The sequence below is a fragment of the Roseibium sp. genome (genome assembly GCF_025698965.1).
Lineage (GTDB): Bacteria > Pseudomonadota > Alphaproteobacteria > Rhizobiales > Stappiaceae > Roseibium.
Genome location: NZ_JAILWL010000018.1, coordinates 1 through 26,591 on the forward strand (window position 1 = coordinate 1; position 26,591 = coordinate 26,591).

The following is a 26,591-nucleotide window of genomic DNA, read 5'->3' on the forward strand; positions in this document are numbered from 1 at the left end:
TGTCCTTGGCGCCAAGGTTGTTCCAGTTTTCCGGTTTTTTGTTGGCAACGATGCCGGTGAAGCCTTCCGGGTTGTTGGCAAGAAGGCGCAGACCCAGTTCGTTCAGACGTTCCTGCAGAACCTGATTGAACGGAGAGTCCATGTTTCGCATGACGCTGTCCATCTCGTCGAAATTGTTGACTAGGAATGGCATCGACAGGAATTCAAGGCGCGGATCCTTGTGCGAATAGATGAAAGCCGCGGTGAAATCGATGTTGCCGCGCATGGTGTCTTCCATCAACGCTTCGCCGGAACCCAGCTGGTTCGCGGGAAACAGAGACACTTTCAGCCCGACATCGGCAGCTTCAATGTCTGTCTTGATCTGTTCCATCATCTTGGTGCCCGGGTGGTCCACCGGGAATGTACCTGCGAATTTCAATCGCATATCCGCGGCCGTCGCCAGACTTGCGGCAGACATCGTCAGGGCACCTGCGAGAGTGACTTGGGCGAGAACTTTTCCGAATTTCAATGACTTGAGCATGATTTCCTCCCTTGCTCAGGCTCGTTATGACCGGCGCCGCCAGGCCATGGTGCAAACTCCCTCACCGTGACCTGGCCAATCGGGCGTACCGCTGGCCATTGGGGAGAGGGTAATGGTAAAAATATAACAAATGCAACTCTTTTGTTACTAAATGTTACATTTGCAATAAATTCAAACCGCAATGATTGGCCGAAATGGACGGGAATTGCCCACCGAGCGCGAAGCCTCAATGTCGGAAGATCTGGCGTCGTACGCGAATTAAATCAACGAAAACAATATGAAACAGGAAACATGAGTGGCCTGATTTGGGGTCACTCCAAAGTCTGCAGACATGCCGACCCGCACTCCGGAAGTTTTTTTATTTTTTGCGCAGCTTGGGTAACTTGGCTTGCCAATATGCGCCGAAATCCTCTCTCAACGCCTCATAACTGGCGATGCGGGCCTGGGCTTCTTCTCCGCCGTGGCTCACCAGGTGATAGAGCAGGCTTTCAAGCACCACCATTGCTCCGGCAAAGCAACTGAAGTGATGAAGCGAATGCAGGGTAACCTTTAAAAAGAGGTCAACTTCGATATTGGGGGCGATCAGTTCGGAATCGGAAATCAGGATGACTTTGGTGCCATTGCGCTTGGCCAGTCGAAGAGCGCTGATTGTATCGGCGCTGTAGGGAGGGAAGGTGATCGCCAGAAGAACGTCCTCCTTACCGACGGAAATCATTTCATCGAGTGGACTGCCCATATGCCGGGGGATCAGATGTAAGTTGGGAAGGGCCATGCGACCGACATAGTGAAAATAATAAGCGAGAGCGTAGCTGGCTCTTGTGGCTGTAACATAGGCACTGCGAGCATTCATGAGCATGTTCACAGCGGATTCCGTCTTTTCCACCGTGAGCAATTTCAGTGACTGTTTGACGATGTCGATCTCGTTGCTCACAGAACGGGCATGTGAATTCCCGAATGGTCCGGCGTCGGACAGCCGATTGATCCAGCCGTCACCACCTGTACTATCGTATTGCTCCACAAGCGCGATCCGGAAAGGTTCGCGCATTTCCTCGAAACTGGAAAATCCCAGATGACTGGCGAGGCGCACCAGGGAATTCGCACTGATGCCGATCTTTTCGGCGGTGACACGGATCGTATCGAGACCGAAGTCGTTGGTATGGTCGATGATGTATTTTGCAGCCAGCTGCAAACGCGGCGGCAAGTCGTCGACATCGCTCAGGAGACGCTTGCAGATTTCATTCTTCTGAATAGCGGACATTTCCCGGCCTCCGACACAGTTCGATAAAAGAACATTTGTTCTTAAAATTCTATATTGAGAATATTTGTGCCTTCTGTGCATGTCACGCCCGAATTTCACAGGAGGGCGTTATGCCGTACCAGACCATTCTCTATCGCAAGTCCGGCCCGGTGGCCGAAATCCGTTTCAACCGGCCGCATCGGCTGAATGCAGTCGTAACGGAATTTTATGCAGAAATCCTCGACGCCCTGGCCGATGCCGAGCATGACGGCGACGTGCGCTGTGTCGTGCTGACCGGCGAGGGGCGCGCATTTTGCGTCGGCGCGGATCTGAAGGAACATGGCGCCGGAACGCGGACCGACCTTGAAAAGCTGGAATACCTGCAGCTTGGCAATGATGTCTGCGAACGCATCTACAAGCACCCCAAAATCATCATCGCCGCCGTAAACGGATACGCGCTGGGCGCGGGAGCGGAAATGTCCTGCTCCGCCGACTTCATTGTGATGAAGGCAAGTGCCCAGATCGGATTTCCCGAAATTTCGATCGGAACCCACGTGGGCGGCGGTGTTACCGAAATCCTTCCCCGGCTGGTTGGCCTTGCAAAGGCCCGAGAACTGATCCTGACCGGCCGAAGGATTTCAGGCGCGGAGGCTGAAGAGATCGGTTTGGCCACACGGGTCTTTGATGAGGAGGAGTTTGACGCCGGTGTCGCCGCATTTGCCGCCGGCATCGGATCGAAGGCTCCCTTCCCGATGCGGTTTGCCAAGGAAAACCTCAACGCAATGCACCGCGATTATCCCTCGCGTCTTGTCACCGAACTGGATGCCCTGCGCACCTGCATGCTGACTGAAGACTGGCGGGAGGGTGTTGATGCCTTTGTTGAAAAACGCAGACCGGTCTTCAAGGGTAGATGATGGAGGCAGGAACATGAGCAATGCACTCGACAGCATCTTCAAGGCGCAATCAATCGCTGTCATTGGCGCCTCCAACGATCCTTCCAAGCGTGGCAATCAGGCAATTCGTAAATTGCGGGCCGATGGCTACACGGGCAGGATTTACCCGATCAATCCCAAGAGTTCCGAGATCCTCGGCTTGAAAGCCTATACCTCCGTTCTGGACGTGGAAGACCGGATCGATGTGGTTCTGGTTTGCACGCCTGCCAAGACACTTCCTGCGATCCTGGAACAATGCGGACAAAAGAACATTCCAGGTGCGGTGGTCCTGGCGGCAGGATTTGCCGAAATCGGCGCTGAAGGCGAAGCCATAGCCGAGGCCACACTTGCCGCTGCGCGTCAGCACAATGTGCGGGTCGTCGGCCCGAACACGAACGGTGTATTCAATCTGCACAACAAGATGAATATGGTCGGTGTACAGGATGTGGAACCGGGCAATATCGGTATCTGCTCGCAGTCAGGCAACATGATGCTGGCCTTTGTTACCGAAGCCAAAAGGCGCGGCGGTGTCGGTTTTTCCTCTTATGTCGGTGTCGGCAACCAGCTTGATGTGAACCTGGCGGAGTATTTGCGCTACTTCGGCGACGATGAGGATACCAAGGCACCGGTATTCTATGTCGAGGGATTTCAGGACGGTCGTGCGTTTCTGAATACCTGCAGGGATGTGACCCAGAAAAAGCCGGTAGTTGTCTATAAGTCCGGCCGGACAGAAGCCGGGCAGGTCGCCGCCAGCTCGCATACCGGATCGCTGGCTTCCAGCTTCGACCTCACGCGAGGACTGCTGAAACAGGCAGGAGCAACCGTGGTTGAACAGTCGGACAAGATCCTGTCGATTGCAGAAGGTCTGTCGAAACTGACCGTTCCGAAAGGGGGGCGCGTTGCCATCCTTGCGGACGGTGGTGGACATGCGACGGTGACCGTCGACGCTTTGGTGGATGCAGGTGTTGAGCTGACGGAACTTTCCACCGAGACCATTGGCAAGCTGCGCAGCGTTCTGCCGTCGGCTGCCTCCTGCGTCAATCCGGTGGATGTTGCCGGAGGTACCGACGACGATCCGTCTGTCAGCGCTGATTGTGCCGAAATCATCCTGGCGGATGAGAACGTCGATATCCTGATGATCATTGGAATGTATGGGGGCTTTGCGGCACGTTTCAATCCGGCGCTGCTGGACAACGAGGTTGAAACCTCACAGCGCCTGGCGACTCTACCGGAAAAATACGGCAAGCCGTTGATTGTGCAGAGCGTTTACAACACATTGCGGCCCAAGCCGATCGAAGTCCTGAAAGAGGCCGGCGTGCCAGTCTTCGTTTGGCCGGAACCCGCAGTGCGCTGTGTTGCGGAACTGATCGACTATGCCCACGCAAAAAGGCGCAACGCCACTTCTCCGTTGGAAATTCCCGACGGTCCGACCGTGGCTGGCAAGGCGATCCTGGAAAAGATCACCGCTGACAACCGGGATGCGTTTTACGAGCATGAAGCCAAGGATCTGCTGAGGGCTTACGATGTGAGCGTGCCGGGACAGATGCTCGTCAGAACCGAGGACGAGCTGGAAAAGGTGCGGGAAGTTCTTGGCGACGCCCCGATGGCTATGAAGATCGTCAGTCAGGACATCCTGCACAAATCCGACGCCGGTGGCGTCAAGCTCAAGATCACCGGCGAGAGTTCATTGCACGATGCGTTTCGGGAGATCATGGCAAATGCGCGAACCTATGATCCTGAAGCCGACCTGCACGGTGTGTTGGTTGCGCCGATGGCGCAGTCCGGTGTTGAAATCATTATCGGCGTGGTCCACGACGCGATGTTCGGTCCGGTCATGATGTTCGGTCTGGGCGGAATATTCGTCGAAGTCCTGAAAGATGTCTCCTTCCGCGCTTTGCCGATGAGCCGCGCGGATGCACGGGAAATGATTGCGGAAATTCAATCCAGCAAGATTCTGGACGGAGTCCGTGGAGGATTACCGGCCGACAAGGAAGCGTTGGTCGATCTGATGATGAAAGTCTCGCATCTGGCGCTCGCCCATCCGGAGATCAAGGAGATCGACCTCAATCCGGTTATTCTGCGAAGTGATGGCTACGCCATCGTCGATGCGCGCATGATCCTGAATTCGAAAGGCCACTGACATGACCCAAAAGCTTCTTTTCACTCAACAGGGTCATATCGTGACCCTGACCTTGAACATGCCGGAGACGCGGAATGTCCTGACGGATGCGGATTTGTGTGAGGCAGTTGTCGAGGCGATGCACAAGATCAATCGCGATCAGTCTGTGCGCTGCGCGATCCTGACCGGGGCAGGCAAGGCGTTTTCATCCGGTGGCAACCTTAAGCACATGAAGCAAAAGACATCGATTTTCGGGGGCGATGCAATCGACGCCAAAGATGGATATCGGGCTGGAATTCAGCGCCTCGCCAAGGCGGTTTGGGAGTGCGAAGTGCCGCTGATTGCCGCAGTCAACGGACCTGCATACGGCGCAGGCTGCGACGTCACCTGTCTGTGCGATATTCGCGTAGCCTCGACTCGCGCCACATTCGCTGAAAATTTCGTCCGTGTCGGCCTGATTTCCGGCGACGGCGGAGCCTGGCTGTTACCGCGACAGGTCGGTCTGTCACGCGCCGCGGAAATGGCCTTTACAGGCGATCCCATAGATGCGGAAACCGCCCTTTCCTGGGGGCTTGTGTCGAAGCTGACGGAGCCTGAGGACCTGATGCAGGAAGCGACTAAACTGGCAGAGCGAATTGCGCAGAATCCACCCCGCCAACTGCGCATGACCAAGCGCCTGATACGCGAGGGATTGAACACCAGGTTCGACAGCCTTCTTGAGCTTGCCGCTGCATATCAGGGTGCATGCCACCAGACGGAGGATCACGCCGAGGCAGTCGATGCCTTGCTTGAAAAAAGAGCCGCCAGCTTCACTGGCCGTTAGAGGCGATTTCCCGAACCTGGAATGGCAACAGTCTCGCTGTTTCGGTCGGTATCCGTCCTCCGGGATGTACATTGAACGTCGTTAAACCGGCAGCGGTAGTGGGCTTCAATGCGACCGGGCACCGGACAGGTTTTGAAACGCCCGTCACAGATGTCCCGCATTGCGCTCAGGTCTTCGTAGACGCGGCCTAGAGGCAATCCGGCGACTTCCATCAGGGTCGGTGCGAGATACTGGACGTCGAGTTTTTCAAATACTGGCGCGGAATTTGAGAGCTCCGTGCCGGCGGACAGAAACTGGAAGTAGGTCAGATACGCTCCGGATTCGGAATTCGCCAACGGTGTCTCTCCTTCCCGGGTTTGCCAGTAAGGCAATGTCAGACCGGGTTGATGATCACCGAAGTCCAGCAGGACAGTTGGTCTGGCATCGGGACCTTCTTCAAGCTGCTCTTGGAATTCGGCAAGGTCGGTGCGGCTGATTGCCAACCGCCGGATGTATTCATTGACATCCGGATTTTCATCGAACGGTTCACCCTCGATATGCCGGTCCGGATAAAGTCGGTAATCCCAGGGAGAGTGCGCGGACATTGTTAGGATGACCATGAAAACCGGCCGGTCGTCGGTCTGGTGGTGCTCTGCCAGGTAGTCCAATGCCGCCTGGTAGTAAAAGGCATCGGTTTCATGGTTGGTGGCGGCGCCCATATCCTGCTGATCAAGGAATGCCTCGAACCCGATGGACTGGATGAAATTGCCCTCGTTCACGAAGGAATACGGCAACGGAGACAGGTAAACGGTGTGGTAGCCGCAATCTGAAAGCCTTTGCGCCAGGGAAAAGTCAATCCGGCCTTCCAAAAGGAAATTGGAATAGCTCTTCAGCCATTCGAGTTCCGAGATGACCAGGCTTGTTGCGAATCCGGCAGTGGTCACCCATGTGCCACCGGAAAAGGTCTCGACCTGCAGAGGCCGGAGAATGCCATCATCCCCTCCGAATGCCTTGTCCAGAACGTCCGGTGATCCTTTGTCGTGGAAAATCGCTGGCGGCACGACCGATTCAGACTGCACGACGATCAAGTCAGGTCTCGTGCTGTGTGTTTCACAGGCGGAAACCTCGGCGACCTTTTCGGGCACATTCTCGGTTTTGGTTGTCGTTGCCAGACGGTCAAGCAGGGGAACCGGGTCATTAAGGTGAGGCAGATAGTGCAGCGACCTGAACACGGAGGTCACATATCTGTAGCGCATCAATTCGCCGATGCCGTCGAACTGTTTCGGCTGAGACCAGACGGTCAGGGAGAGGGACACGAGAAAGACCGCAAGCGACCATCGCCGAATTCCTGCTTTGCCTTTTTCGAAGTAACCGACAAAGAGCAAAATGAACAATGAGGAAGCAAGAAGCAGCGCAGTGGCAATAATATAAGGCAGGAAGCTGTCCATCAAGAAAGAGAGCGTCCCTGCATTGAGTACGAAATAGTAAATATCGATAATATTTGGTGCGAGCGACATCCACTTCATCTTGATGTACGAGATGAATGCGATCGTTCCCAGCAAAGCGAATCCGAAATAAATTGAAGTGATTGGCCGCGCCGTCAAAAGTGCCAGGAGCGATATTACCGAACAGGCAATAAAATATGCCATCGGCAGTGTCGCAAGGTTCCGTTCGGCAACGGCGATTGCAATCATTCCGACGATGACACAGGTCAAAACGACCCGGAAATCAAACAGGAAACGAACAAGGCGGGACATAAGCTCTCCGGCAAAGGTTCAAAAAAGTGACCTTGAGCAATCAAGGACTGAAGCTTTGCTAGCTAATGGAAAGGAGGGAGGGTGCACAATCAAAAATCGGAATTTACCTTAACGCTGCTCTTGGTTGAGCGCGTCAGAGGGATTCAGTCTCGTCCGACAGGGTCAAGTGCTTGAATTCACTTCCTTGAGTTCGACCTTATAGCCCCACAGCCGCTCAACATATCTGAGGGTGGCTTCCTTGCTGTCGACGTCCAGGGAGACACCGTCTCGCCGCACGGACTGAAGATGCAGGCATCTATCTCCGAGCAGGTCTGCATCGACGATCTGGATCTCCGGTTCCTGGTTGGACAGATCATTGTTGCGGGCCAGCACATCGCGCAAATGGCGGTAACCGTGATCGTTGTGGATGCCGGTCACCGTACAGAAGGAGGCGCTGGCTTCATCACCGATCGCGAACATACGGAACCGGCGCATGACTGTGGGTGACAGGAATTGCTGGATGAAACTCTCGTCCCGGAAATTTGCCCAGGCATGTTTCAGCACATTCCGCCAGTCGCGTGACCCGGCGATATCCGGGAACCACTCACGGTCTTCCTCCGTCGGTTCCTCGCACACGCGCTTGATGTCCTGCATCATTGCAAATCCGAGCGCATACGGGTTGATGCCGCTGAACCGGGGGTCATCGAACCCTGGCTGGGTCAGCACATTCGAATGACTGTGCAGGATTTCCAGCATGGCGCCGTCCGTCAGGCGGCCTTCGGCATGCAACTTGTTCAAGATGTAATAGTGAACGAAACAGGCACAGCCTTCATTCATCACCTTGGTTTGTTTTTGCGGATAGAAATACTGGCCGACATTGCGCACGATCCTCAGGATTTCGCGTTGCCAGGATTCCAGAATGGGACTGTAAAGCTCCAGGAAATAGAGCAGGTTTTCCTCCGGCAACTGCATTTCGCGCTTGCGTTCCTGCAAGGCGGCATCCGCATTCTGCTGACCATTGGGGCGGTCCAGGATCGTGTTCCAGAGATAATGAACGTTCTTTTCCGCAGCGGCGAGACGTTCCTGACGCTGTTCTTCCGCCTCTCGCAGGGAAAGCTGACGCGGCCGGCGGTGCCGAAAGACGCCGAAAGACATCAGGGCATGGGCGGCGTCCAGCAGCGATTCAACCTCGTCAGCTCCATGCTTTTCCTCACAACCGGCGATGAACCGGCGGGCATATTCCAGATAATCGAGAATTCCTTCCGCGTCGGTCCATTGCTGGAACAGATGGTTGGATTTGAAGAAATGATTATGCCCGAACGCGGCATGGGCCATGACCAGCGCCTGCAGCGGCATCGTGTTTTCTTCAAGACAATAGCTGATGCACGGATCGGAATTGATGACGATTTCATAGGCAAGACCGCGCGCGCCTTTCCGGTAAAGGCGTTCATGACCGAGAAAGTGCTTTCCGAAGGACCAGTGATGATACATCAATGGCATGCCGATGGAGGAATACGCATCAAGCATCTGCTCTGAGGAAATGATCTCGATCTGATTGGGATAGACATCCAGTTCCAGATCGGTTCGGCTGACCTCCTCTATGGCATCAAAGGTTCGCCGCAGAGTATCGAAATCCCAGTCGGCCTGATCAAATAACGGGGTCGGCTTGGACTTTCCGGCAGTACTAACCATGGCTTTTTCCTGCGTGATCCTTCGCAAACAACTCACGGAAAACCGGATAGATATCGGCTGCTTTGGAAACGCGTTTCCGGGCGAAATTGGGCCAGGTCTCTGTGACCTGGCGGTAGGCTTCCCAAAGCTCCATTCCACTCGCCTCGCTGTTGATCAGCTGGGCTTCGTCTTCGTCGACAATTTCCACATAGGCAAAATACTGGCAGATCCGCATCAGGTCCTCGTTGAGAAGTTGTGCGCATCTTGAGGAGTCGCCACTGAAGTTTTCACCGTCCGATGCCTGTGCGGCGTAGATATTCCATTCCGATGGCGGGTAACGGTCCTCGATGACGTCCTTCATCATGACTAGGGCCGTGCTGACGACCGTGCCACCGGTCTGCGGGGAATAGAAGAAGGTCTCTTCATCCACCTCCGAGGCGTCGTGGGTATGACGAATGAAGACGATGTCGGTCTTCTCGTATCGCCGGTTCAAAAACAGATGCAGCAGCATGAAGAAGCGCTTGGCCAGATCCTTTTCCCGTTCGCCCATGGAAGCCGAGACGTCCATGAGGCAGAACATGACGGCGTTGGTGTTCGGCTGCGGTTGCTGTTCGAAATAGTTGTAACGGACATCCAGCGGGTCGATATAGGCGACCACCCGACGCCGCTTCATGATTTCATCGCGTCTCGCTCGCAACGCGAGCAGCTCTTGCCTCTGTTCCTGCGTCGGTACCGAGACCTGTTCCAGGAGCAGGATCTTTCGCAGGAGATTGAGAGTTTCCTTGTCCTTCGGCCGGCGGAGCCCGATCCGTCGGCCAAGGGAATTGCGCATGGTGCGCGCAACATTGATGTTAGCGGGCGAGCCTGTAGAGGAATATCCGGCCCGGCGCGGATAGGTCTTGGTGATCTCTTTCAGGCTTTGCTTGATGAGATCGGGAAGTTCGAGGTCATCGAAAAAGAAGTCGAGAAATTCTTCTCGCGAGAGCGCGAACAGAAAGTCATCCTCGCCTTCTCCGTCCGGTGACCCCTGTTTCCCGGCACCGCCTGAACCGCCCTGTTGCGGTTTCTCGATCTTGTCGCCTTCCTGGAAGGTTTTGTTGCCGGTGAAGACCTGTTCCCGTCTGCCGCTGTCGCGTGCCTGCCGGAAGCTAGGTTCGGCGATGCCCTCAGTTGGAACGGAGACGTTCTTGCCACGACCGACATCCGCGATGCCGCGCTCGCGCACTGCGTCTTCCACCGCCCTTTTGATCTGAGAACGCACCCGTTTGAGAAACCGGCGCCTGTTGCTCAGGCTTTTGTCCTTGGGGTTTAACCGGCGGTCGACGAAGTGCGCCATTGCTCTTAAGGCCTCTACGTAATTTACCCTGCCTTGTTGACGCGCATGTACCACTCGACGAGACGTCTCACCTGACGTTTCGTGTAACCGTGGCCGGTCATGCGCTCGACGAACTCGTGGTGCTTGGCATCCGTCTTCTTGTCCCGCTTGGCACCGAAGCTGATCACGGGAAGCAGCTCCTCCACCTTGCCGAACATCCGCTTCTCGATGACCTGGCGAAGTTTCTCGTATCGCCGCCAATCGGGGTTCTGCCCGTGGTTTTCAGCACGTGCGCGCAGCACGAATTTGACCACCTCGTTGCGGAAATCCTTTGGATTGGCGACACCTGCCGGTTTTTCGATCTTTTCAAGTTCCTTTTCCAGAACTTCGCGGTCGAAAATCTGACCAGTGTCGGGATCCTTGTAGTCCTGCTCCTCTATCCACGCATCGGCGTATGCAATGTAGCGGTCGAACAGGTTCTGGCCGTAGTCTGAATAAGATTCCAGATAGGCCTTCTGGATTTCATTTCCGATGAATTCGGCATAATGGGGAGCAAGTTCGCTTTTGAGAAAGTCCAGATACCTGTTTTCGGTTTCCTGGTCGAACTGTTCCCTCTTGAGCGCTTGTTCGAGCACATACATTAGATGAACGGGATCGGCCGAAATCTCCTCGGTGTCGTGGTTGAAGGTTTCCGACAGGACCTTGAACGCAAATCGTGTCGAGATACCGGTCATACCTTCATCGACACCCGCAGAATCGCGATATTCCTGTAAGGATTTCGCTTTCGGATCCGCATCCTTCAGCATTTCGCCGTCATAGACCCTGAGCTTGGAATAGAGCGTGGAGTTTTCATGCTCGTGAAGCCGGGTCAGGACGCTGAACCGTGCCAGAAGCGGCAGTGTCTCCGGCGCGCAGGAGGCATCCGAAAGAGCACTGTCGCTCAAGAGTTTTTCATAAATTTCGGCTTCGGCGGAAGCGCGCAGGCAATACGGAACTTTCACGACGCTGATACGGTCGAGAAACGCTTCGTTGTTCTTGTTGTTTTTGAACTGCTGCCATTCGGACTCGTTCGAATGCGCAAGAATAAGACCCTGAAACGGAAGTGCACCGATATTCTCTGTTCCAATATAGGAGCCTTCTTGGGTCGCAGTTAGCAGAGGGTGCAGAACCTTGATCGGCGCCTTGAACATCTCGACGAATTCCATCAGACCCTGGGTCGTCCGGTTGAGTGCGCCTGAGAAGCTGTAGGCATCGGGATCGTTCTGGCTGAACTCTTCCAGCATCCGGATATCGAGCTTGCCAACCAGCGAGGAAACGTCCTGGTTATTCTCGTCTCCGGGCTCGGTCTTGGTTACACCGATCTGCTGAAGCCGCGAGGGGTAAAGTTTGACGATGGAAAATTTCGAGATGTCACCATCAAACTCCTCAAGCCGCTTGGCTGCCCACGGGGAAATCAGACCCGACAGCAGGCGCTTGGGGATATTGTATTTGTCTTCAAGCAGATCGCCCATGCGTTCTGGATTGAACAGGCCGAGTGGCGACTCGTAAACCGGGCTGATCTGGCTGCCCGCCTTGAGCACATAGATCGGTTCGTGTTCCATCAATTGCTTGAGAATTTCGGCGATACTGGACTTGCCGCCGCCGACCGGACCCAGCAGGTAAAGGATCTGCTTGCGTTCTTCCAGACCCTGGCTGGCGTGCCGGAAAAAGCCGACAATTCGTTCTATCGTCGCTTCCATGCCATAGAGGCGTTCGAAGGGCGCATAGCGTTTAATTGTTCGGTTCATGAAAATTCGGCCAAGGCGCTGGTCCTGGCTCGTGTCGATGACCTCGGGCTCTCCGATCGCGGCCATCATCCGCTCGGCGGCTGTTGCGCGCATGAGCGGGTCATCCCTACATCCTAGCAGGTAATCCTGGATAGAAAGCTCTTCCAGTTTCTTGTTTTTGTAGTCTTCGGCGAACCGTGTGTATATCTCCATAATTCGACTTCCATTTTCAGGCGATTCCGCATAATCGACCCCACTATTCTTACATGGGGTATTCCTCCGCGGAGGCAATCCAAACTTTTGGATTCCGTAAATTTTTCGCTTTCAAAATAAAGTGCGATCTCTGATTCGTGACGGATTCGTTGCCAGAGATGATACCACGCGAATGTGCCTCGGTGTTGGTTTTCAACGCGGCCGGTGGATATCTCGGGGGGATACGCAACCGTCCGGAAACCGAATTCGGTTCCCGGACCGCAGCACTGACAGGAAGGGGGCTGGATGTGATTTCGAGCGCCTGTCAGGCGACCCTTCGGCCGTCCTGATCGAAGAAAAACTGTTTGTTTTGCTGGGCCGAGACGCGGATCTGATCACCCACGTCAATAGGGTGCTGACCGAAGAGCCGAACCGTCAGTTCGCTGCCCTCTGTGTCGACAATCAGGTTCGTATCTCCACCGAGATTTTCGATGTGGGAAACTTTCCCGGACAAGGGCCCCTCGGGGTCCAGCGTCAGGTCTTCAGGTCGAATCCCGAGCGTCCGGTTGTCGCCTTCATTCAGTGTGCTGGCAGGTAGGAAATTCATGGATGGCGCTCCAAGGAACCCGGCCACGAACTGATTGGCGGGATTGTTGTATAGCTCCATCGGACTGCCCACCTGTTCGACCCGACCGTCCCTGAGCAGGACGATCTTGTCCGCCAGTGTCATGGCCTCGGTCTGATCGTGGGTGACGTAAATCATCGATGCCGAGAGCGTCCTGTGCAGTTTGGAAATTTCAAGGCGCGTGTTCATGCGCAGGGCAGCGTCGAGATTGGACAGCGGTTCATCGAACAGGAACAGTTTTGGCTGGCGCACGATGGCGCGGCCAATGGCAACGCGCTGACGCTGGCCTCCGGAGAGTTCGGAGGGAAAGCGGTCCAGATAATCCGTCAGATTGAGCATCCGGCTCGCTTCGGCAACCCGTTCTTCGATCTCCGCCTTGGACCGGCGTTCCTGCTTCAGCGCAAGGGACATGTTGCCCCGGACATTCAGGTGCGGATAAAGCGCATAAGACTGAAACACCATTGCGATGCCACGTTTTGCCGGCGGAGTGGCGTTCACCACCTTGCCATCAATCGTGATTTCGCCGGAAGACGCGTCTTCAAGGCCGGAGATCACACGCAAAAGGGTCGATTTTCCGCAGCCGGAGGGGCCGACAAATACGACGAATTCGCCTTCCTCGACCTCAAGGTCAATATCCTTCAGAACATGCACCGTCCCGAATGATTTGTTGATGCCCTTCAGGGTCAAAGCCGTCATAGCACGGTCTCCTTCAAAAATACGGTCTGGCCGCTTCGAATGCTTTCGTCGGCCGCCAGGCAGATTGCCAGCGAATTCACGGCATCGTTCATGTGTCGGTTCAGGTCGATGTCTTCGGCAACTGCCTTAAGCACAAAGGCCTGTTCTGCGTCGCAAAGTTCCTGATGTCCGGGTTCGCAGGGAAGTTCGATCAATTCGTCGCCGTCGGGCTTGTGAACGAGAATGCCGCCGACTTTCGTATGTCCGTCAATGTCGGCTGATGCACCCTTGTTGCTCTCGGTGATCGAAACCGAACCGTTCGGAGAAACGATGTCTTTCACGAAAAACGCGGTCTCCGACATCATCGGACCCCATCCGGCCTCGTACCAGCCGACGGAGCCGTCCTTGAAGACGACTTGAAACTGTCCGTAATTGTACATGTCGTGTGCGATCTCGTTGCTGAGCCTCACACCCATGCCGTGGACACGCTCAGGCTCCGCATCGGTGATCTGGCACATCACGTCGACATAGTGAACGCCGCAATCGACAATCGGGCTGGTGGTGCGCATAAGGGCTTTGTGCGTTTCCCATTGCGGACCCGAAGATTGCTGGTTGAGATTCAGGCGGAACACAAACGGACCACCAAGCGCCTGCGCTTCGCTGATCAGGCGCTGCCAGGACGGGTGATGACGCAGGATATAGCCGACCACCAGTTTTCTGTTTGTCTCCCGGGCCTTTGCCACGACACGTCTTGCATCAGCAACATTGGTTGCCAGCGGCTTTTCGACAAAGACATGTGCCCCGGCATCCATCGCCGCACAGGCATAGTCGGCATGGCTGTCCGAATAGGTGGCAACCACCACCACATCTGGGTTGGTTTCCAACCCGGTGTCGAACGAGGTGAATACCGGGTAGCCGGACAGTTCTTCCGGCAGGGCAACCGGCGAGCGGTTGACCAGGCCAACGATCTCGGCGTCCGGGTGATTGTGATACGCCAGCGCATGAGAAAGCCCCATATTGCCGAGGCCGGCGATAAGGACGCGCTTCATTTGACCGCTCCAGACGTGATGCCGCGGATAAGCTGGCGTGAGAAGATGACATAGAGAATGAGGACCGGAAGGATCGCCATGGAAAGCGCCGAAAGCACGGCATTCCAGTCGGTGACAAATTGTCCGATGAAAACCTGGCTGCCGAGTGTCAGCGTCTTGACTTCTTCAGCCGGTGCCAGGATCAGCGGGAACCATAGATCGTTCCAGATCGGGATCATGTTGAAAACCGCAACCGTTGCCATGGCAGGGCGGACCAGAGGCAGCACCAGCTTGAAGAAAATCGTGTATTCGGTGAGCCCGTCGATGCGGCCGGCATTTTTCAGGTCATCGGAGACCTGCCGCATGAACTCGCTCAGGATGAAAACGGCCAGAGGCAGTCCCTGTGCCGTGTAGACCAGGATGAGTGCCAGGAGCGAATTCACCAGGCCGGTCGCCACCATCATCTCCAGAATGGCCACGGTTCCGATCCTGATCGGGATCATGATCCCCAATGCCAGATACAGCCCCATCAGCATGTTGCCGCGGAACCGGTATTCACTGAGGGCAAAGGCGGCCATGGCGCCGAAAAGCAGGATGAAGAACAGCGAGGCGACCGTGACGATCATGGAGTTCTGGAAATAGAGAAAGAAATCCCCCTGTTTCATCACCGTCTGATAGCCGATCATCGAAAAACTGTCGGCCGTCGGCAGTGACAAGGGTTCGCGGAAGATGGCCTTACGGGTTTTGAAACTGTTGATCAGGATAACGAACACGGGAAACAGCGCGATCAGCGTATAGAGGATCAGCGCGCCGTGCATCGCCAGGGTATTCAGTGGATTTGTGCGTGCGGTATGCATGAATTCAACCTCACAGCTGATAGCGGCGCATGCGGGTCTGTATGCCAAACAGGTAGATACAGACACCGATCAGGATGATTGCGAACATGGCGCTCGCGATGGCCGATCCCATGTAAGGATCGCCAAGTTGCAACTGAAAGCCGAAGAAGGTGCGGTAAAGGAACGTGCCCAGAATATCCGTCGAAAAGTCAGGTCCGGCGAGGGCGCCCTGGGCCGTGTAGATCAGATCGAAGGCGTTGAAATTGCCGACAAACGTGAGGATCGAGATGATTCCGATCGACGGCAGGATCAACGGCAGTTTGATTTTCCAGAAAGCCGACATGCCGGTGATGCCATCGATTTCGGCGGCTTCCAGGATCTCATCCGGGATCGCAAGCAATGAGGCGTAGATCAGCATCATCGGAATTCCGACGAACTGCCAGACCGAAATCAGCGACAGGGTCGTCAGTGCGTATTCTTCCTTGCCGAGCCAGGGTGCGTACAGAAACTTCAGGCCGATCGCATCCAGCATGGACGGCGCGATCCCCCAGATCGGGGACAGGATCAGTTTCCAGGCAAAGCCTACGATCACGAAGCTGAGGATTGTCGGAATGAAAATGGCGGATCGATAGAGTGCAGCGAACCGAAGGCGCGGATGGCTCAGGATCGCGGCGAGAATGATGCCGATCGGGTTCTGCACCAGCATATGGATGAAAAAGAACCAGAAGTTGTTGCCAAGGGCATTCCAGAACTGCTCCGACCAGATCGGATCTCCGAACAGCGTCTGAAAGTTCTGTAGCCCGACGAACACGCGTTGCTGTTCGAACTGGCTGTAAAGCGCCAGACGGAGGGTATTGAACAGGGGAAAGATCATCACCGACGTATAAACCAGCACTGCTGGCGTCAGGAACACGATGATATGCCATCGGATTTTTGGTTTGTGGTGCGTCACTGTCAATCTCATTCCGTGAGTGTGGCGTCAGATGCCAAACGGCACGCGAAACGATCCCGCATGGTTTCATCCGGGTGGACGTCAGGAAACCCGTCGTGTCTCGTTCTGGATAGCGAAACCCTCCCCGCCGGTCGCGGCGGGGAGGGTGTCAGCAGCTTACTGGTGAGGGGCGTACCAGCTGGCAAGGCCCTTTTGAAGCTCAGCACCAAGCTCATCCGGAGAAGAGGTGCCCTTGATTGCGGCGACCGAAGCGCCCCAGGTCTCGTTTTCCAGGTTAGGCGTGCCGCGAGACAGGATATGGTAAGTCGAGCGGATCGTGGATTCGCACTTGTCCCGCCAGCTTACAAATTCCTTCGCAAGCGGATCTTCAAGGTTCACCGGTTCTTTCGACAGCGGGAAGAAGCCAGGCAAAGCGTTGCCCATGATGGCCGCGAATTCCGGGCTCGCGACCCAGGTCAGGAAGGTGCGTGCAGCTTCCGGGTTGTCCGACTTGGCATTCATGCCGATACCGATATCGGTGTGGTCGGAGATATAGCAGGTGTCGCCGTCGTTCTGGACCGGCGGCGGGAAGGCACCGAGCTCAAAGTCTGCCTGCGTGTTGAAACCCGCGATCTCCCAGGAACCGGCGGGATAGATTGCCGCCCGGCCAAGCGTGAAGATGTTCTGGCTGTCGGGATAAGTCTGGGCTTCATAACCGTCACCCAGATACGAGCCCCACTTTGCGAGCGTGGCATAGGGTGCAGTCCACTGCGGATCTGTGAGTTTCTGCTCGCCCTTGATCAGTGCAAGACGGCCTTCCTCACCCTTCCAGTAGTTCGGGCCGATATTGTTGTAGCCCATGGTGGCAGCTTCCCACTGGTCATTGGTCCCCATGGCCATCGGGATATAGCTGCCATCTTCCTTGATCTTGTCCAGAGCTGCAAAAAACTCGGCTTCGGTTTTGGGAACCTCGAGCCCGAGTTCCGCAAAAGCGTCCTTGTTATAGATGAAACCGTGAATCACCGACGCCATCGGAACGCAGAAGGTCGCCGAAGCATCGTCTGTCTGCCAGGCGGATTTGGCAACATCGGAGAAATTGGACATTGCGTCCATGTCACCAAGGTTGCTCAGGTGCCCGGCGTCATAAAGAGCAAGCGAGGCATCGAAGGGGCGGCAGGTGATCAGGTCCCCGGCGCTGCCGGCATCGAGCTTGGAGTTCAGAACCGCGTTGTATTCGGCCGGAGCGGTCGGCGCGAATGTGACCTTGATACCAGGGTGCTTGGCTTCGAATGCTGGGATGATTTTCTCCTGCCAAAGGGTCAGGTCATCGTTGCGCCAGCTCTCGATTGTGAGCTCCGCATCCTGCGCCAGGGCCACTGTTGATGTCAGGGCGGTTCCTGCCAAGGCAAGGGCGAGTGTCTTCCGTATCATTGAGGTTGCCTCCAATTATCTCGTGAATCTGTTTTTGTTGTTTCAAGCCGTGCCAATGCACGGTCTATCCGGCCTTCTGCGGACCGTAGGACAGTTTGTGCTTCATCCGGAGTTCTGGCCCCGGATGCAATCAGGCAGGCAACTTTCACATCGTTGTCTGCCGTGTTCAGCGCTTGTGCAGCCGTAGTTTCATCGACATCTGAAATGTCTTGAACAATTCGGCGGGCACGAGCGTGAAGTTTTTCGTTATCCGCGTGCAAATTTACCATTCGGCCGCGGAAAACATGACCCAATTCAACGCCCATCAGCGTCGACAGCGAGTTCAGGGCTATTTTTTGTGCGGTCCCTGCACCCAATCGGGTCGAACCGGAAAGGATTTCAGGTGGAGTGTCGAGGAAGATCACGTGATCCGCGAACTCGAACAACGCAGCATTCCTGTTGTTGGCGATCGCGATCACCGGTGCTTCTGCAGCTTTGCCGATTTGAGCCGCAGTCACCGCGTAGGGCGTGTCTCCGCTTGCTGACACCACGATAAGACAATCGGACGGGCCGATCGCGCCCAGGTCGGCCTTCAGGCTGCGGCTTTCGTCTTCCACGTCGCCCGGCATATTGGCCGTTGTAGGTACGCCGCCTGCCATCAGAATACGAACCTGGGATGTCGGAATGCCGAATGTGCCGCCCAGCTCCATAGCATCGGCTGCTGCCATCAGACCTGAAGATCCGGCGGCCACATAATAAAGGATCCCGCCGCCACGGATGGTCGCCGCCATCGTCATCGCTCCTTGCGCAATGACTTTGGAACAAGCCTCCACAACCTGGGCAGCTTCGACATTCGCTCTTGAAATAGCAGTCGCTGCCTCGCTCAGCGGCAGGGCATCGAGCGATCTTTCCATTGCATAAAGCTGCTCGGTTTTACGTTGAGGCATGCGAAAACTCCAATTTCAACGCAATCATACCTATTTAATACCATTAGTCTACCATTTTCTTTTTTGCCTGATTTTTCAGGTAGATTCTGGTAATTCGGCGCCAGATGGTGCGAAATTAGGCTTTCAAAATCAAGATAGGTATTATATAGGTATTCAAATGAACGACCAGCTTCAGACAATAGCCATTGATGGCGGCGGGACCCGTTGCCGGGTGGCCGGCGGTTTCGGAGAGCGCAGACACGTCATCGAAGTGGGCAGTGCCAATGTCTCGACTGATCTGGACGGCAGTATCAGCGAAATTCTTCGCGGACTGGAAAAACTGGCCAGTGATCTGGGAATATCCCTGTCAGAACTTGAAAGAGTTCCCGCCTATATCGGACTTGCCGGAGCATCCTGGCCGGACATTGCAACAAAGGTTGCCGGAAAGCTTCCTTTTGATCACGTGCGTGTCGAAGACGATCGCCGTTCTGCGGCACGTGGTGCATTTGGTCATGACGACGGCATCCTCGTTCATTGCGGAACAGGTTCATTTCAGTTGATGCAGCGCGCCGGGCGGATCACGCTCGCCGGCGGTTGGGGACCGGTCCTGGGAGACGAAGCGTCGGCCCAATGGGTTGGGCGCAAGGCGCTGACAGCTGTTTTGCGCGTTTGCGACGGTCTGAAACCGGCTTCTCCCCTGATTGAGCAATTGCACGAAAAATTCGGTCCTCCCGGCGACATCGTAGCTTATGCGGGAACGGCGTCTCCCGCTGATTTTGGAGCAATTGCGCGTTATGTAACCGCAGCTGCGGGAAGGAAGGACCGGATCGCAATCGAGATTCTCCAGGACGGGGCGGATCACATCATGACCGAGCTTCGCTCGCTGGGTTGGTCGCAGGGGCTGCCGTTGATGCTGACTGGAGGAATAGCGGGCCATTATGCAGGCTATCTTGAGTTTCCCATGCAATCGGCCCTCGCACAGCCGAAGGGGCAACCTATCGATGGTGCCTTGTCATTGGCGCAGGAATTCGCAGAGGAGTTGTCACTATGCTCAGTGTAGCTGAATTTTTGCAGCCAGAAGCCTGGCTCTCAGAAAGCGCCGGTCCGCGTTACGTTCAGCTTTACCGTCGACTTGAGGAAGGGATCAGCGACGGTGTCTTGCCGCCTAACAGCTCTCTTCCTCCCGAACGCGAACTTGCCGATCTGACCGAATTGTCCCGGGTTACTGTGCGCAAAGCCATCCAGGAACTGGTTCAAAAGGGCTTGATCGAGCAGCGGCAAGGCTCCGGTTCCTTCATCCGTGAAGCAGCACCGAAGGTTGAACAGTCTCTGTCGCATCTCACCTCTTTCAGCGAGGACATGCAGCGCCGGGGGATGGAAACCACGTCGAAATGGCTCGAGCGGGGCATATTCCTTCCGTCTTCCGAAGAGTTGACCGTTCTGGATTTGTCGGCTGACGCCTCGGTTGCACGCATTTCCCGTCTGCGTGAGGCGGATGGACGGCCGATGGCGCTGGAACGGGCGGCATTGCCAATCGACATTCTGCCCAACCCGCTGCAGGTCATCACATCGCTCTATGAAGTTCTTGACCTCACCGGACAGCGTCCGGTACGCGCCGTACAGAAAATCTCTGCCGTCAATCTCACAGCCGAAGACGCTGACTTGCTTGGCGTGGCTGAAGGGGCGGCCGGATTGAAAATTCAGCGCATTTCCTATCTGAAGAATGGCCGTGTAGCTGAATTCACCAAATCCCTTTACAGGGGCGATGCCTATGACTTCATCGCGGAGTTGCGGTTGTCGGAGTAGGAACGAACCGCCCAAGGCCCGAGTGGTCTATGCATCACCATCCTGAAACGACGATATGCAGATGTTTCCGATGTCCTGATGCGTTTCGAGCGCAGCAAACGCCGCAGGTGCGGACTGGAACGGAACGACCTTGGAAATCACGGGCCGGATGTCATGCTGTTCGAGTGCCCGGTTCAGCGCTTCAAATGCTGCGCGCGACCCGCAGGTAACCGAGTGAAGTGTCAACCGCCGTGTCAGAACAAGCGGCAGGTAAAGCTCAGCGTTGTTTCCGGTCACGTTGCCGATCAATATGATGGTTCCGCCTGTGCGAACCGCCTTGATCGATTGGCTCAGGGTTGCTGCACCACCCAGTTCCAGAACCCGGTCACAACCGACCTCGTCAGTGGCTTTTCGAACTGTTCTGGCCCAGTTTTCGTCAATTGACCTGTCAATCACCAGGTCCGCACCGAGGTCAAGAAGCTTCTCGGATTTCGCAGCGCTTGAGGTCGTGACAATCGTTCTTGCGCCGGACGCCCTGGCAAGCGACAGAGCCATCAGGGCAACCCCTCCGGACCCGAGAATGAGCACGGTTTCTCCGGGGCGGACGGGCGATGGTTCGCTCAAGGCGCTCCAGGCCGTGACACCCGCACAGGGTAGGGTTGCCGCTTCCTCGTCGCTAAGGTGCGGCGGAACTGCGACGACGGAAGACGCAGGGAACACGCAATGGGTCGCAAGCACACCATTGAGGGGCCCGCCAAGCCGTCCGACATCAAGATCTGTCGGCGGTGGGCCGCCCTGCCAATGCTGATAGAACGCCGGCGACGCTCTGTCGCCGATTGCCGGCCCGGAAACCTGGCTTCCCACATCAATGACTATGCCGACACCGTCCGACACAGGAACAAGCGGCGGTTGCACAAGTTTCCCATGCTGTCCGCGCATGACCACAAGGTCGCGATAATTGAGCGAAGCAGCGCGCATTTCCAGAAGGACATCGCGTGGCCCCGGGGTTGGAAGCTCACCGCTAATTCGGATCAGGTTTTCCAATCCGAACCCTTCCGAAAACGACCAGTATTTCATAAACCTGTTTCCAACTGCCGATGATTGCGATCAGCGTGACTTTACCGCGTAACCTGCAAATGACACGTCAGAAATCATCGATGTGCGGAACAAGCTCAACGAGTTCGCGAAATGCGCCAGGACCTGCAGCAAGGACCGGACTCCCCTTCTGCAGGGCGTCACGCTGGACGGGGAAGGGAAGATGGTCTCCGCCCGCTTCCTTCACCAGGCAATAACCTGCAAGGCAGTCCCAGGCGTGCATGTAAGGTTCGAAATACCCGACCAGCCGCCCGGCCGCGACATGGGCGAGCATGAGGGCACCGGAGCCTGTACGGACAAAGTTGCCACCGGCCTCCAGAAGCCGCGTGATGGAAGCACCGACCATAGCCGGTGGTACGTGTGAATTGCCGCCGATACCGGTCAGCCCGTTTTGCAGGGTTTTAGTGGCGTTCAGGATCAGAGACCGCCCGTTGACGCTTGCCCCCTTGCCTTTCATCGCGGCGAAGAGTTCGTCGTCACAGGCAGCCTTGATCACACCGATCACCGGCTCTTCGTCGGCCAGCAGCGCAATCGAAACACACCAGTTCGGCAAACCGTTGACGAACGGTGCTGTGCCGTCGATCGGGTCGATGACCCAGGTGAAGCGGCCGGTGCCGCTCAAGAGGCCATATTCCTCACCGAGGATACCGTCTTCCGGAAAGGCGGATTCGATGCGTTTGCGAAGGAGTGCCTCCACGCTGCGGTCTGCCACCGAGACCACGTCCTGCGGATCGCGCTTGGTTTCAATCACCAGTTCGTCACGGCGCTGAAAATAATCCAGCGCCACCGCTCCGGCCTCCTCAGCCAGCTCCTTTGCAAGTTGGAAACGGAGCTCAAGATCTGTTGCGTTTTTCTGCGGGAAATTCATCATTCTGGTTGGTTCTATCCGTCAACAAGGGCGAGGCCGCGATTCCGAAAACCGAGGGAAACGGCTGTTTTGGGCGAAAGAAAACGTTCCACGGCATGGTCGATTACGAAAAAATTGCCGGCAGGTGTCTTCACTTCGTATTCGACATGGTCGCCGAGGTAGGCTGTGGTCATGATTTCACCGCCCAGCCCGGAGCTCCCCTCAGGTTCAAGTGTGACTGAGCCGGGTCTGACGGCCAGTTTGGCCTGACCCACTTTTCCGCGCTTGGTATGCAGTTTGTGGTGAAGCCCGCCAATATCGATAATAACCTGATTGTCATCGCGTTCGAGAACTTCGCAGGTGATGATATTCGCCTCTCCCATGAAATCCGCTATGAACGCGGAAACCGGTTCGTCATAAAGGCATTGAGGCGTATCGGCCTGGGCAATCCTGCCGTCCTTCATCACGACAATCCGGTCGGAGACCGCCAGCGCTTCGTCCTGGTCGTGGGTGACGTAGACGGCGGTAAAACCAAGCCTTTGCTGAAGCTCCCGAATGTCGGTCCGGACTTTTCTGCGCAACCGGGCATCCAGATTGGACAACGGTTCGTCGAGGAGCAGAACCTGGGGCTTCAAAACAAGAGCCCGGGCGACCGCGACCCGCTGTTGCTGGCCACCGGAAAGTTCCGCCGGTAGCCGGTGACCCATGCCCTCCAGGCCGACCTGAACAAGGCCATCTTCGGCTTGGTCACGCGCCTCTTTCTTGCTGAGACCTGAAGATTCAAGTCCATAGGCGATATTGTCCAGAGCGTTCATATGCGGGAACAACGCATAGGACTGGAACACCATTGAAACGTCACGTTCGTGGGCAGGAAGCATGGTGACATCCTTGCCGCCGATCAGGATCCGTCCCGATGTCGGGTGTTCCAGGCCAGCCAGCATGCGCAGCGTCGTGGTCTTGCCGCATCCCGAAGGACCCAGAAGGGTTACCAGAGTGCCGGGTTCGATGGTAAGCGAGAGGTCCGGAATTGCGGTGAACGAGCCGAAGTCTTTGCGAATGTTTTCAAAAACGACGGAACCGGTTTTCAGAATAGTCATGCGGTTTTCTCCTGCGAGAAACGAAATTTACGTGTTTTGACGAGACCGGAAACCCGGTTTTCCCGGCGCAGCCGCCGCTCGCCGACCAGGAGCTGGAAGACGGCAATGACGGTGATCATCACGAAGATCAACATGGAGGAATAGGCAATCGCGATACCGTATTCGCCGTTCTCAACCAGACCGACAATGTAGGAGGTCGCCATGTTGTATTCCGCGCTGACCAGGAAGATGACGGCGCTGATCGAGGTGATTGCCCGGACAAAGGAATAGACCAGTGCCGCAGTGATTGCAGGACGCAACAGCGGCAGGATCACCTTGCGCAGCGTGCGGGCGCTGTTGGCTTTCAGCGTCAGCGACGCCTCATCAAGGCTTTTGTCGATCTGGCTCATGGCGGCAATGCCACCCCGAACGCCGACCGGCATGTTTCGGAAGACAAAACAGGCAACCAGGATAAGGGCGGAACCGGTCATCTCGATCGGCGGCAGGTTAAAGGCCATGATATAGCTGATGCCGATGACGGTGCCCGGAATTGCGAAGCTCATCATCAGCGCGAATTCAAAGGCGTTTTTGCCCGCAAATGTCTGGCGGACGATGATATAGGCGGTCAGCAGGCCGACGGCTGCCGTAAGCGGCGCGGAAATGAGTGCAATTTCCATAGTTGTCCAGAACGAGTTCCAGGCAACGCCGGTCCACACGAGCGCTCCGTCCTCAAAACCGATCGAAAAGGCCCGGGCGTAATGCTCAAGCGTCAGGGAGTTATCAAGCCCCCACGTTTTTACAAAGCCGCCGAAGACGATCATGCCGTAGACGACGATCGTGAACCCCATCCAGGGAATGACGATGCCGTAAACCGAAATGGACAGGCTTCTTGGCAGTCCGGCATGCACGCCGCTGTCGCCTTTGCCGGTGACGGTTGCGAAGTTCTTGCCCGAGAGCCAGAGACGCTGCGCAAGAAAGGCCGTCAATGTAAAGCTGAGCAGAATGATTGCGAGAACCGCGGCGCGTGAGGGATCGATTTGCGATCCGACGACGGCGAAGAAGATCTCCGTCGAAAGAACACCATGGCTGCCACCGAGAACGAGCGGGTTACCGAAGTCAGCCATGCTTTCGATGAAACCGATCAGGAACGCATTTGCGAGACCCGGTTTCATCAGCGGCAGAGATACTTTCCAGAAAGTACGCCAGCGGTCGGCCCTCAAGGTTTGCGAGGCTTCTTCCATAGACGGACTGACCCCCTCAACAACTCCAATGAGCACCAGGAAGGAGATCGGCGTGAATGAGAGCACCTGTGCGATCCAGATACCGGTGAGACCGTAGAGCCAGCGGCTCGGCTCGATACCGAACAGGAAATCCAGAGCTTCGGTAACGACGCCTGATCGGCCAAAGAGCAGTGTCAGCGCCAGGCCGATTACGAAAGGAGGCGTGATGATCGGCAGAACCGTCAGCAGCCGCAGACCTTTCTTGAACGGGAAATTCGTACGCGTTGCAACGAGCGCGAAAGCAAGACCCAGAAGAGTTGACCCGAGGCCGGAAAGGACTGCGAGAAAAAGCGTCCGCCAGGCGACGCCGCAGCGACCCGCGCCCACGACACAGTTGAGGCTCCAGATTGCCGGATCCTGCATGTTTTCAATGAAACCGTCCGGCTTGAACGAGCCGTCGAAATCCTGCACCGAGCCGACGAACATGCTGCCGATCGGGTAAAAGATGAAAATTGTCACCAGAAAGATGAGTACGGAGATCGAGCCGACCACAAACGCGTCGCCCTTCATCACGCCGCGTTCGGCAAAGCCGAAGGCTATGAAGAGCACGAAGATCAGGGACAGCAGGATGGCGCCTGCTCCCATAGCAGGCTGCCCTGTTGGCAACATGCCGAAAGAACTGTCCATAAACGTCCAGGCCCAGCCGGTGAAGCTGATGGCAAGGCCCTGCATGGTCATGAAAAGGATGCCCAGGGCACCCGCGATGACCAGCAATTTGCCACGTTTGTCAGCATCGGCAACGACACGGGCACTCGCACCCAGGAGAAAGAACAGGAGCGCCGGTATCAGCCAGCTGCGCCCTTCCGCAATCATTTGCAGAATGCCAGGCGCGAGATCTGACGAGGAAAGGAAGCTGGATAGCCATTGAAAGGCGAAAAAGCCTCCCTCCACTCTGTACCAAGGCAGAAAAAGAAAAGAGACCAGCCCCAGTATCAGGAGATAATCCAGCCGTTTATTGCCACTTTGCATGGCCACCCCGTCATGTCAGCAAGTTTGAATTGGGCCTGCACCGCAGACCACGGACCCGAATTGAGACTGAAATGGAACATCAGCCTCAATTGCTGTTCCGCGACCTCGTCCGAAGACGTCGGTGCAGGCCCGCTCTGGGAGATCAATCAGTTGGCGATTGCGCCGATCTCGTCGTCCCAACGCTCAAGCAGGGCTTTGCGCGTGCTCGGGTCGCCATAGGTCGTGAAGTCGTAGTCGATCAGCTTGATATCTTCGAACTTCGGTGCCTCTTTCGGGACTTCTGCGGCCGTGTTGGATGGCAGCTGGAAGGATTTTGCATCCTTCATCCGCGACTGTACTTCAGGAGAAAGGGCCCAGTCATACCAGACCTTGGCATTGTCGAGGTTCTTGCTTCCCTTGACGATCGACATGGAACCGATTTCGTAGCCGGTGCCTTCGCACGGCGCGATTGCCTTGACCGGGAAACCGGAGGCGGCCTGTGCAACGGCGTCATGCAGGAAAACGATGCCGAGACCGGTTTCACCGCGCGCAGCCGATTTCACCGGTGCGGATCCGGATTTCGTGTACTGCGAGATGTTGTTGTTCAGCTCTTTCAGGTATTCGAATGCCTTGTCTTCACCCATGATCTGCACCAGCGAGGCAAGGGTCGTATAGGCGGTGCCGGAAGAATTCGGGTTGGCCACCTGGATCTCACCCTTGAGTTCTTCGTTCAGGAGATCGGCCCAGCAGGCGGGTTCCTTGTAACCTTTTTCGTTGAAGATCTCGGTGTTGTAACCCCAGCCGAGAGCGCCGGCATAAATTCCGACAGTCTTGTAACC

The 26,591-nt window shown here is 56.0% G+C and carries 21 protein-coding genes and 1 pseudogene; 5 read left to right on the plus strand and 17 right to left on the minus strand.

What is annotated here, in order from left to right; genetic code table 11:
• Window positions 1-520: pseudogene (locus tag K5905_RS02825) on the minus strand (transporter); the annotation flags it as partial.
• Between the two features lie 358 nt (window positions 521-878).
• Window positions 879-1,778, minus strand: coding sequence for a MurR/RpiR family transcriptional regulator (locus tag K5905_RS02830; RefSeq protein ID WP_297580120.1), 900 nt, complete (start codon window positions 1,776-1,778; stop codon window positions 879-881).
• Between the two features lie 110 nt (window positions 1,779-1,888).
• Between K5905_RS02830 and K5905_RS02835 the strand changes: the two genes are divergently transcribed.
• Genes K5905_RS02835 through K5905_RS02845 form a run of 3 tightly spaced genes read left to right on the plus strand, consistent with a single transcriptional unit; the run spans window position 1,889 to window position 5,631 of the window.
• The gene (locus K5905_RS02835; protein WP_297580122.1) at window positions 1,889-2,671 is read left to right on the plus strand and encodes an enoyl-CoA hydratase/isomerase family protein; all 783 of its coding nucleotides are present in this window, start codon (window positions 1,889-1,891) and stop codon (window positions 2,669-2,671) included.
• A gap of 13 nt (window positions 2,672-2,684) precedes the next feature.
• The gene (locus tag K5905_RS02840) at window positions 2,685-4,829 is read left to right on the plus strand and encodes an acetate--CoA ligase family protein (RefSeq protein WP_297580124.1); all 2,145 of its coding nucleotides are present in this window, start codon (window positions 2,685-2,687) and stop codon (window positions 4,827-4,829) included.
• 1 nt (window position 4,830) lies between these two features.
• The gene (locus K5905_RS02845) at window positions 4,831-5,631 is read left to right on the plus strand and encodes a crotonase/enoyl-CoA hydratase family protein (protein ID WP_297580126.1); all 801 of its coding nucleotides are present in this window, start codon (window positions 4,831-4,833) and stop codon (window positions 5,629-5,631) included.
• Here the strand turns inward: K5905_RS02845 and K5905_RS02850 are convergent.
• From K5905_RS02850 to K5905_RS02895, 10 genes are all read right to left on the minus strand, one after another.
• A complete protein-coding gene (locus K5905_RS02850) occupies window positions 5,628-7,367 on the minus strand; it encodes a sulfatase-like hydrolase/transferase (RefSeq protein ID WP_297580128.1) in 1,740 nt (579 codons plus the stop codon). The two genes, K5905_RS02845 and K5905_RS02850, sit on opposite strands and share 4 nt — an antisense overlap.
• Before the next feature lie 162 nt (window positions 7,368-7,529).
• Window positions 7,530-9,038 carry a SpoVR family protein gene (locus K5905_RS02855; RefSeq protein ID WP_297580130.1) on the minus strand — a complete coding sequence of 503 codons (1,509 nt, stop codon included), beginning with the start codon at window positions 9,036-9,038 and terminating at the stop codon, window positions 7,530-7,532.
• Window positions 9,031-10,353: a YeaH/YhbH family protein gene (locus K5905_RS02860; RefSeq protein ID WP_297580132.1), complete on the minus strand. Its 1,323-nt coding sequence runs from the start codon at window positions 10,351-10,353 to the stop codon at window positions 9,031-9,033. Before K5905_RS02860 ends, K5905_RS02855 begins: the two co-directional genes overlap by 8 nt.
• Window positions 10,354-10,376: 23 nt before the next feature.
• The gene (locus tag K5905_RS02865) at window positions 10,377-12,311 is read right to left on the minus strand and encodes a PrkA family serine protein kinase (protein WP_297580134.1); all 1,935 of its coding nucleotides are present in this window, start codon (window positions 12,309-12,311) and stop codon (window positions 10,377-10,379) included.
• A 304-nt stretch (window positions 12,312-12,615) separates the two neighbouring features.
• The gene (locus K5905_RS02870; RefSeq protein WP_297580136.1) at window positions 12,616-13,611 is read right to left on the minus strand and encodes an ABC transporter ATP-binding protein; all 996 of its coding nucleotides are present in this window, start codon (window positions 13,609-13,611) and stop codon (window positions 12,616-12,618) included.
• The gene (locus K5905_RS02875; protein WP_297580138.1) at window positions 13,608-14,639 is read right to left on the minus strand and encodes a Gfo/Idh/MocA family oxidoreductase; all 1,032 of its coding nucleotides are present in this window, start codon (window positions 14,637-14,639) and stop codon (window positions 13,608-13,610) included. Before K5905_RS02875 ends, K5905_RS02870 begins: the two co-directional genes overlap by 4 nt.
• Window positions 14,636-15,475 carry a carbohydrate ABC transporter permease gene (locus K5905_RS02880; protein ID WP_297580140.1) on the minus strand — a complete coding sequence of 280 codons (840 nt, stop codon included), beginning with the start codon at window positions 15,473-15,475 and terminating at the stop codon, window positions 14,636-14,638. Before K5905_RS02880 ends, K5905_RS02875 begins: the two co-directional genes overlap by 4 nt.
• A 10-nt stretch (window positions 15,476-15,485) precedes the next feature.
• A complete protein-coding gene (locus tag K5905_RS02885; RefSeq protein WP_297580142.1) occupies window positions 15,486-16,406 on the minus strand; it encodes a carbohydrate ABC transporter permease in 921 nt (306 codons plus the stop codon).
• 156 nt (window positions 16,407-16,562) lie between these two features.
• Complete coding sequence (locus K5905_RS02890; protein WP_297580144.1) at window positions 16,563-17,816, minus strand: ABC transporter substrate-binding protein; 1,254 nt, start codon at window positions 17,814-17,816, stop codon at window positions 16,563-16,565.
• A complete protein-coding gene (locus K5905_RS02895; protein ID WP_297580146.1) occupies window positions 17,813-18,742 on the minus strand; it encodes an N-acetylmuramic acid 6-phosphate etherase in 930 nt (309 codons plus the stop codon). Before K5905_RS02895 ends, K5905_RS02890 begins: the two co-directional genes overlap by 4 nt.
• Window positions 18,743-18,899: 157 nt before the next feature.
• Here K5905_RS02895 and K5905_RS02900 point away from each other — a divergent pair, with 157 nt between their 5' ends.
• Both K5905_RS02900 and K5905_RS02905 read left to right on the plus strand, forming a co-directional pair.
• Window positions 18,900-19,781: a BadF/BadG/BcrA/BcrD ATPase family protein gene (locus K5905_RS02900; RefSeq protein WP_297580148.1), complete on the plus strand. Its 882-nt coding sequence runs from the start codon at window positions 18,900-18,902 to the stop codon at window positions 19,779-19,781.
• A complete protein-coding gene (locus K5905_RS02905; RefSeq protein ID WP_297580150.1) occupies window positions 19,769-20,527 on the plus strand; it encodes a GntR family transcriptional regulator in 759 nt (252 codons plus the stop codon). Before K5905_RS02900 ends, K5905_RS02905 begins: the two co-directional genes overlap by 13 nt.
• Window positions 20,528-20,554: 27 nt before the next feature.
• On the opposite strand, the gene K5905_RS02910 is transcribed toward K5905_RS02905, so the two are convergent.
• From K5905_RS02910 to K5905_RS02930, 5 genes are all read right to left on the minus strand, one after another.
• Window positions 20,555-21,583: an NAD(P)-dependent alcohol dehydrogenase gene (locus K5905_RS02910; protein WP_297580152.1), complete on the minus strand. Its 1,029-nt coding sequence runs from the start codon at window positions 21,581-21,583 to the stop codon at window positions 20,555-20,557.
• Window positions 21,584-21,650: 67 nt separating this feature from the next.
• Window positions 21,651-22,472: an inositol monophosphatase gene (locus tag K5905_RS02915; RefSeq protein ID WP_297580154.1), complete on the minus strand. Its 822-nt coding sequence runs from the start codon at window positions 22,470-22,472 to the stop codon at window positions 21,651-21,653.
• Window positions 22,473-22,483: 11 nt separating this feature from the next.
• Window positions 22,484-23,545, minus strand: coding sequence for an ABC transporter ATP-binding protein (locus tag K5905_RS02920; protein WP_297580156.1), 1,062 nt, complete (start codon window positions 23,543-23,545; stop codon window positions 22,484-22,486).
• Entirely contained in the window at window positions 23,542-25,773 is a 2,232-nt protein-coding gene (locus K5905_RS02925) for an iron ABC transporter permease (RefSeq protein ID WP_297580158.1), read from the minus strand. Before K5905_RS02925 ends, K5905_RS02920 begins: the two co-directional genes overlap by 4 nt.
• Before the next feature lie 146 nt (window positions 25,774-25,919).
• On the minus strand, window positions 25,920-26,591 hold a 672-nt coding region (locus tag K5905_RS02930; protein WP_297580160.1), incomplete at its 5' end, for an ABC transporter substrate-binding protein.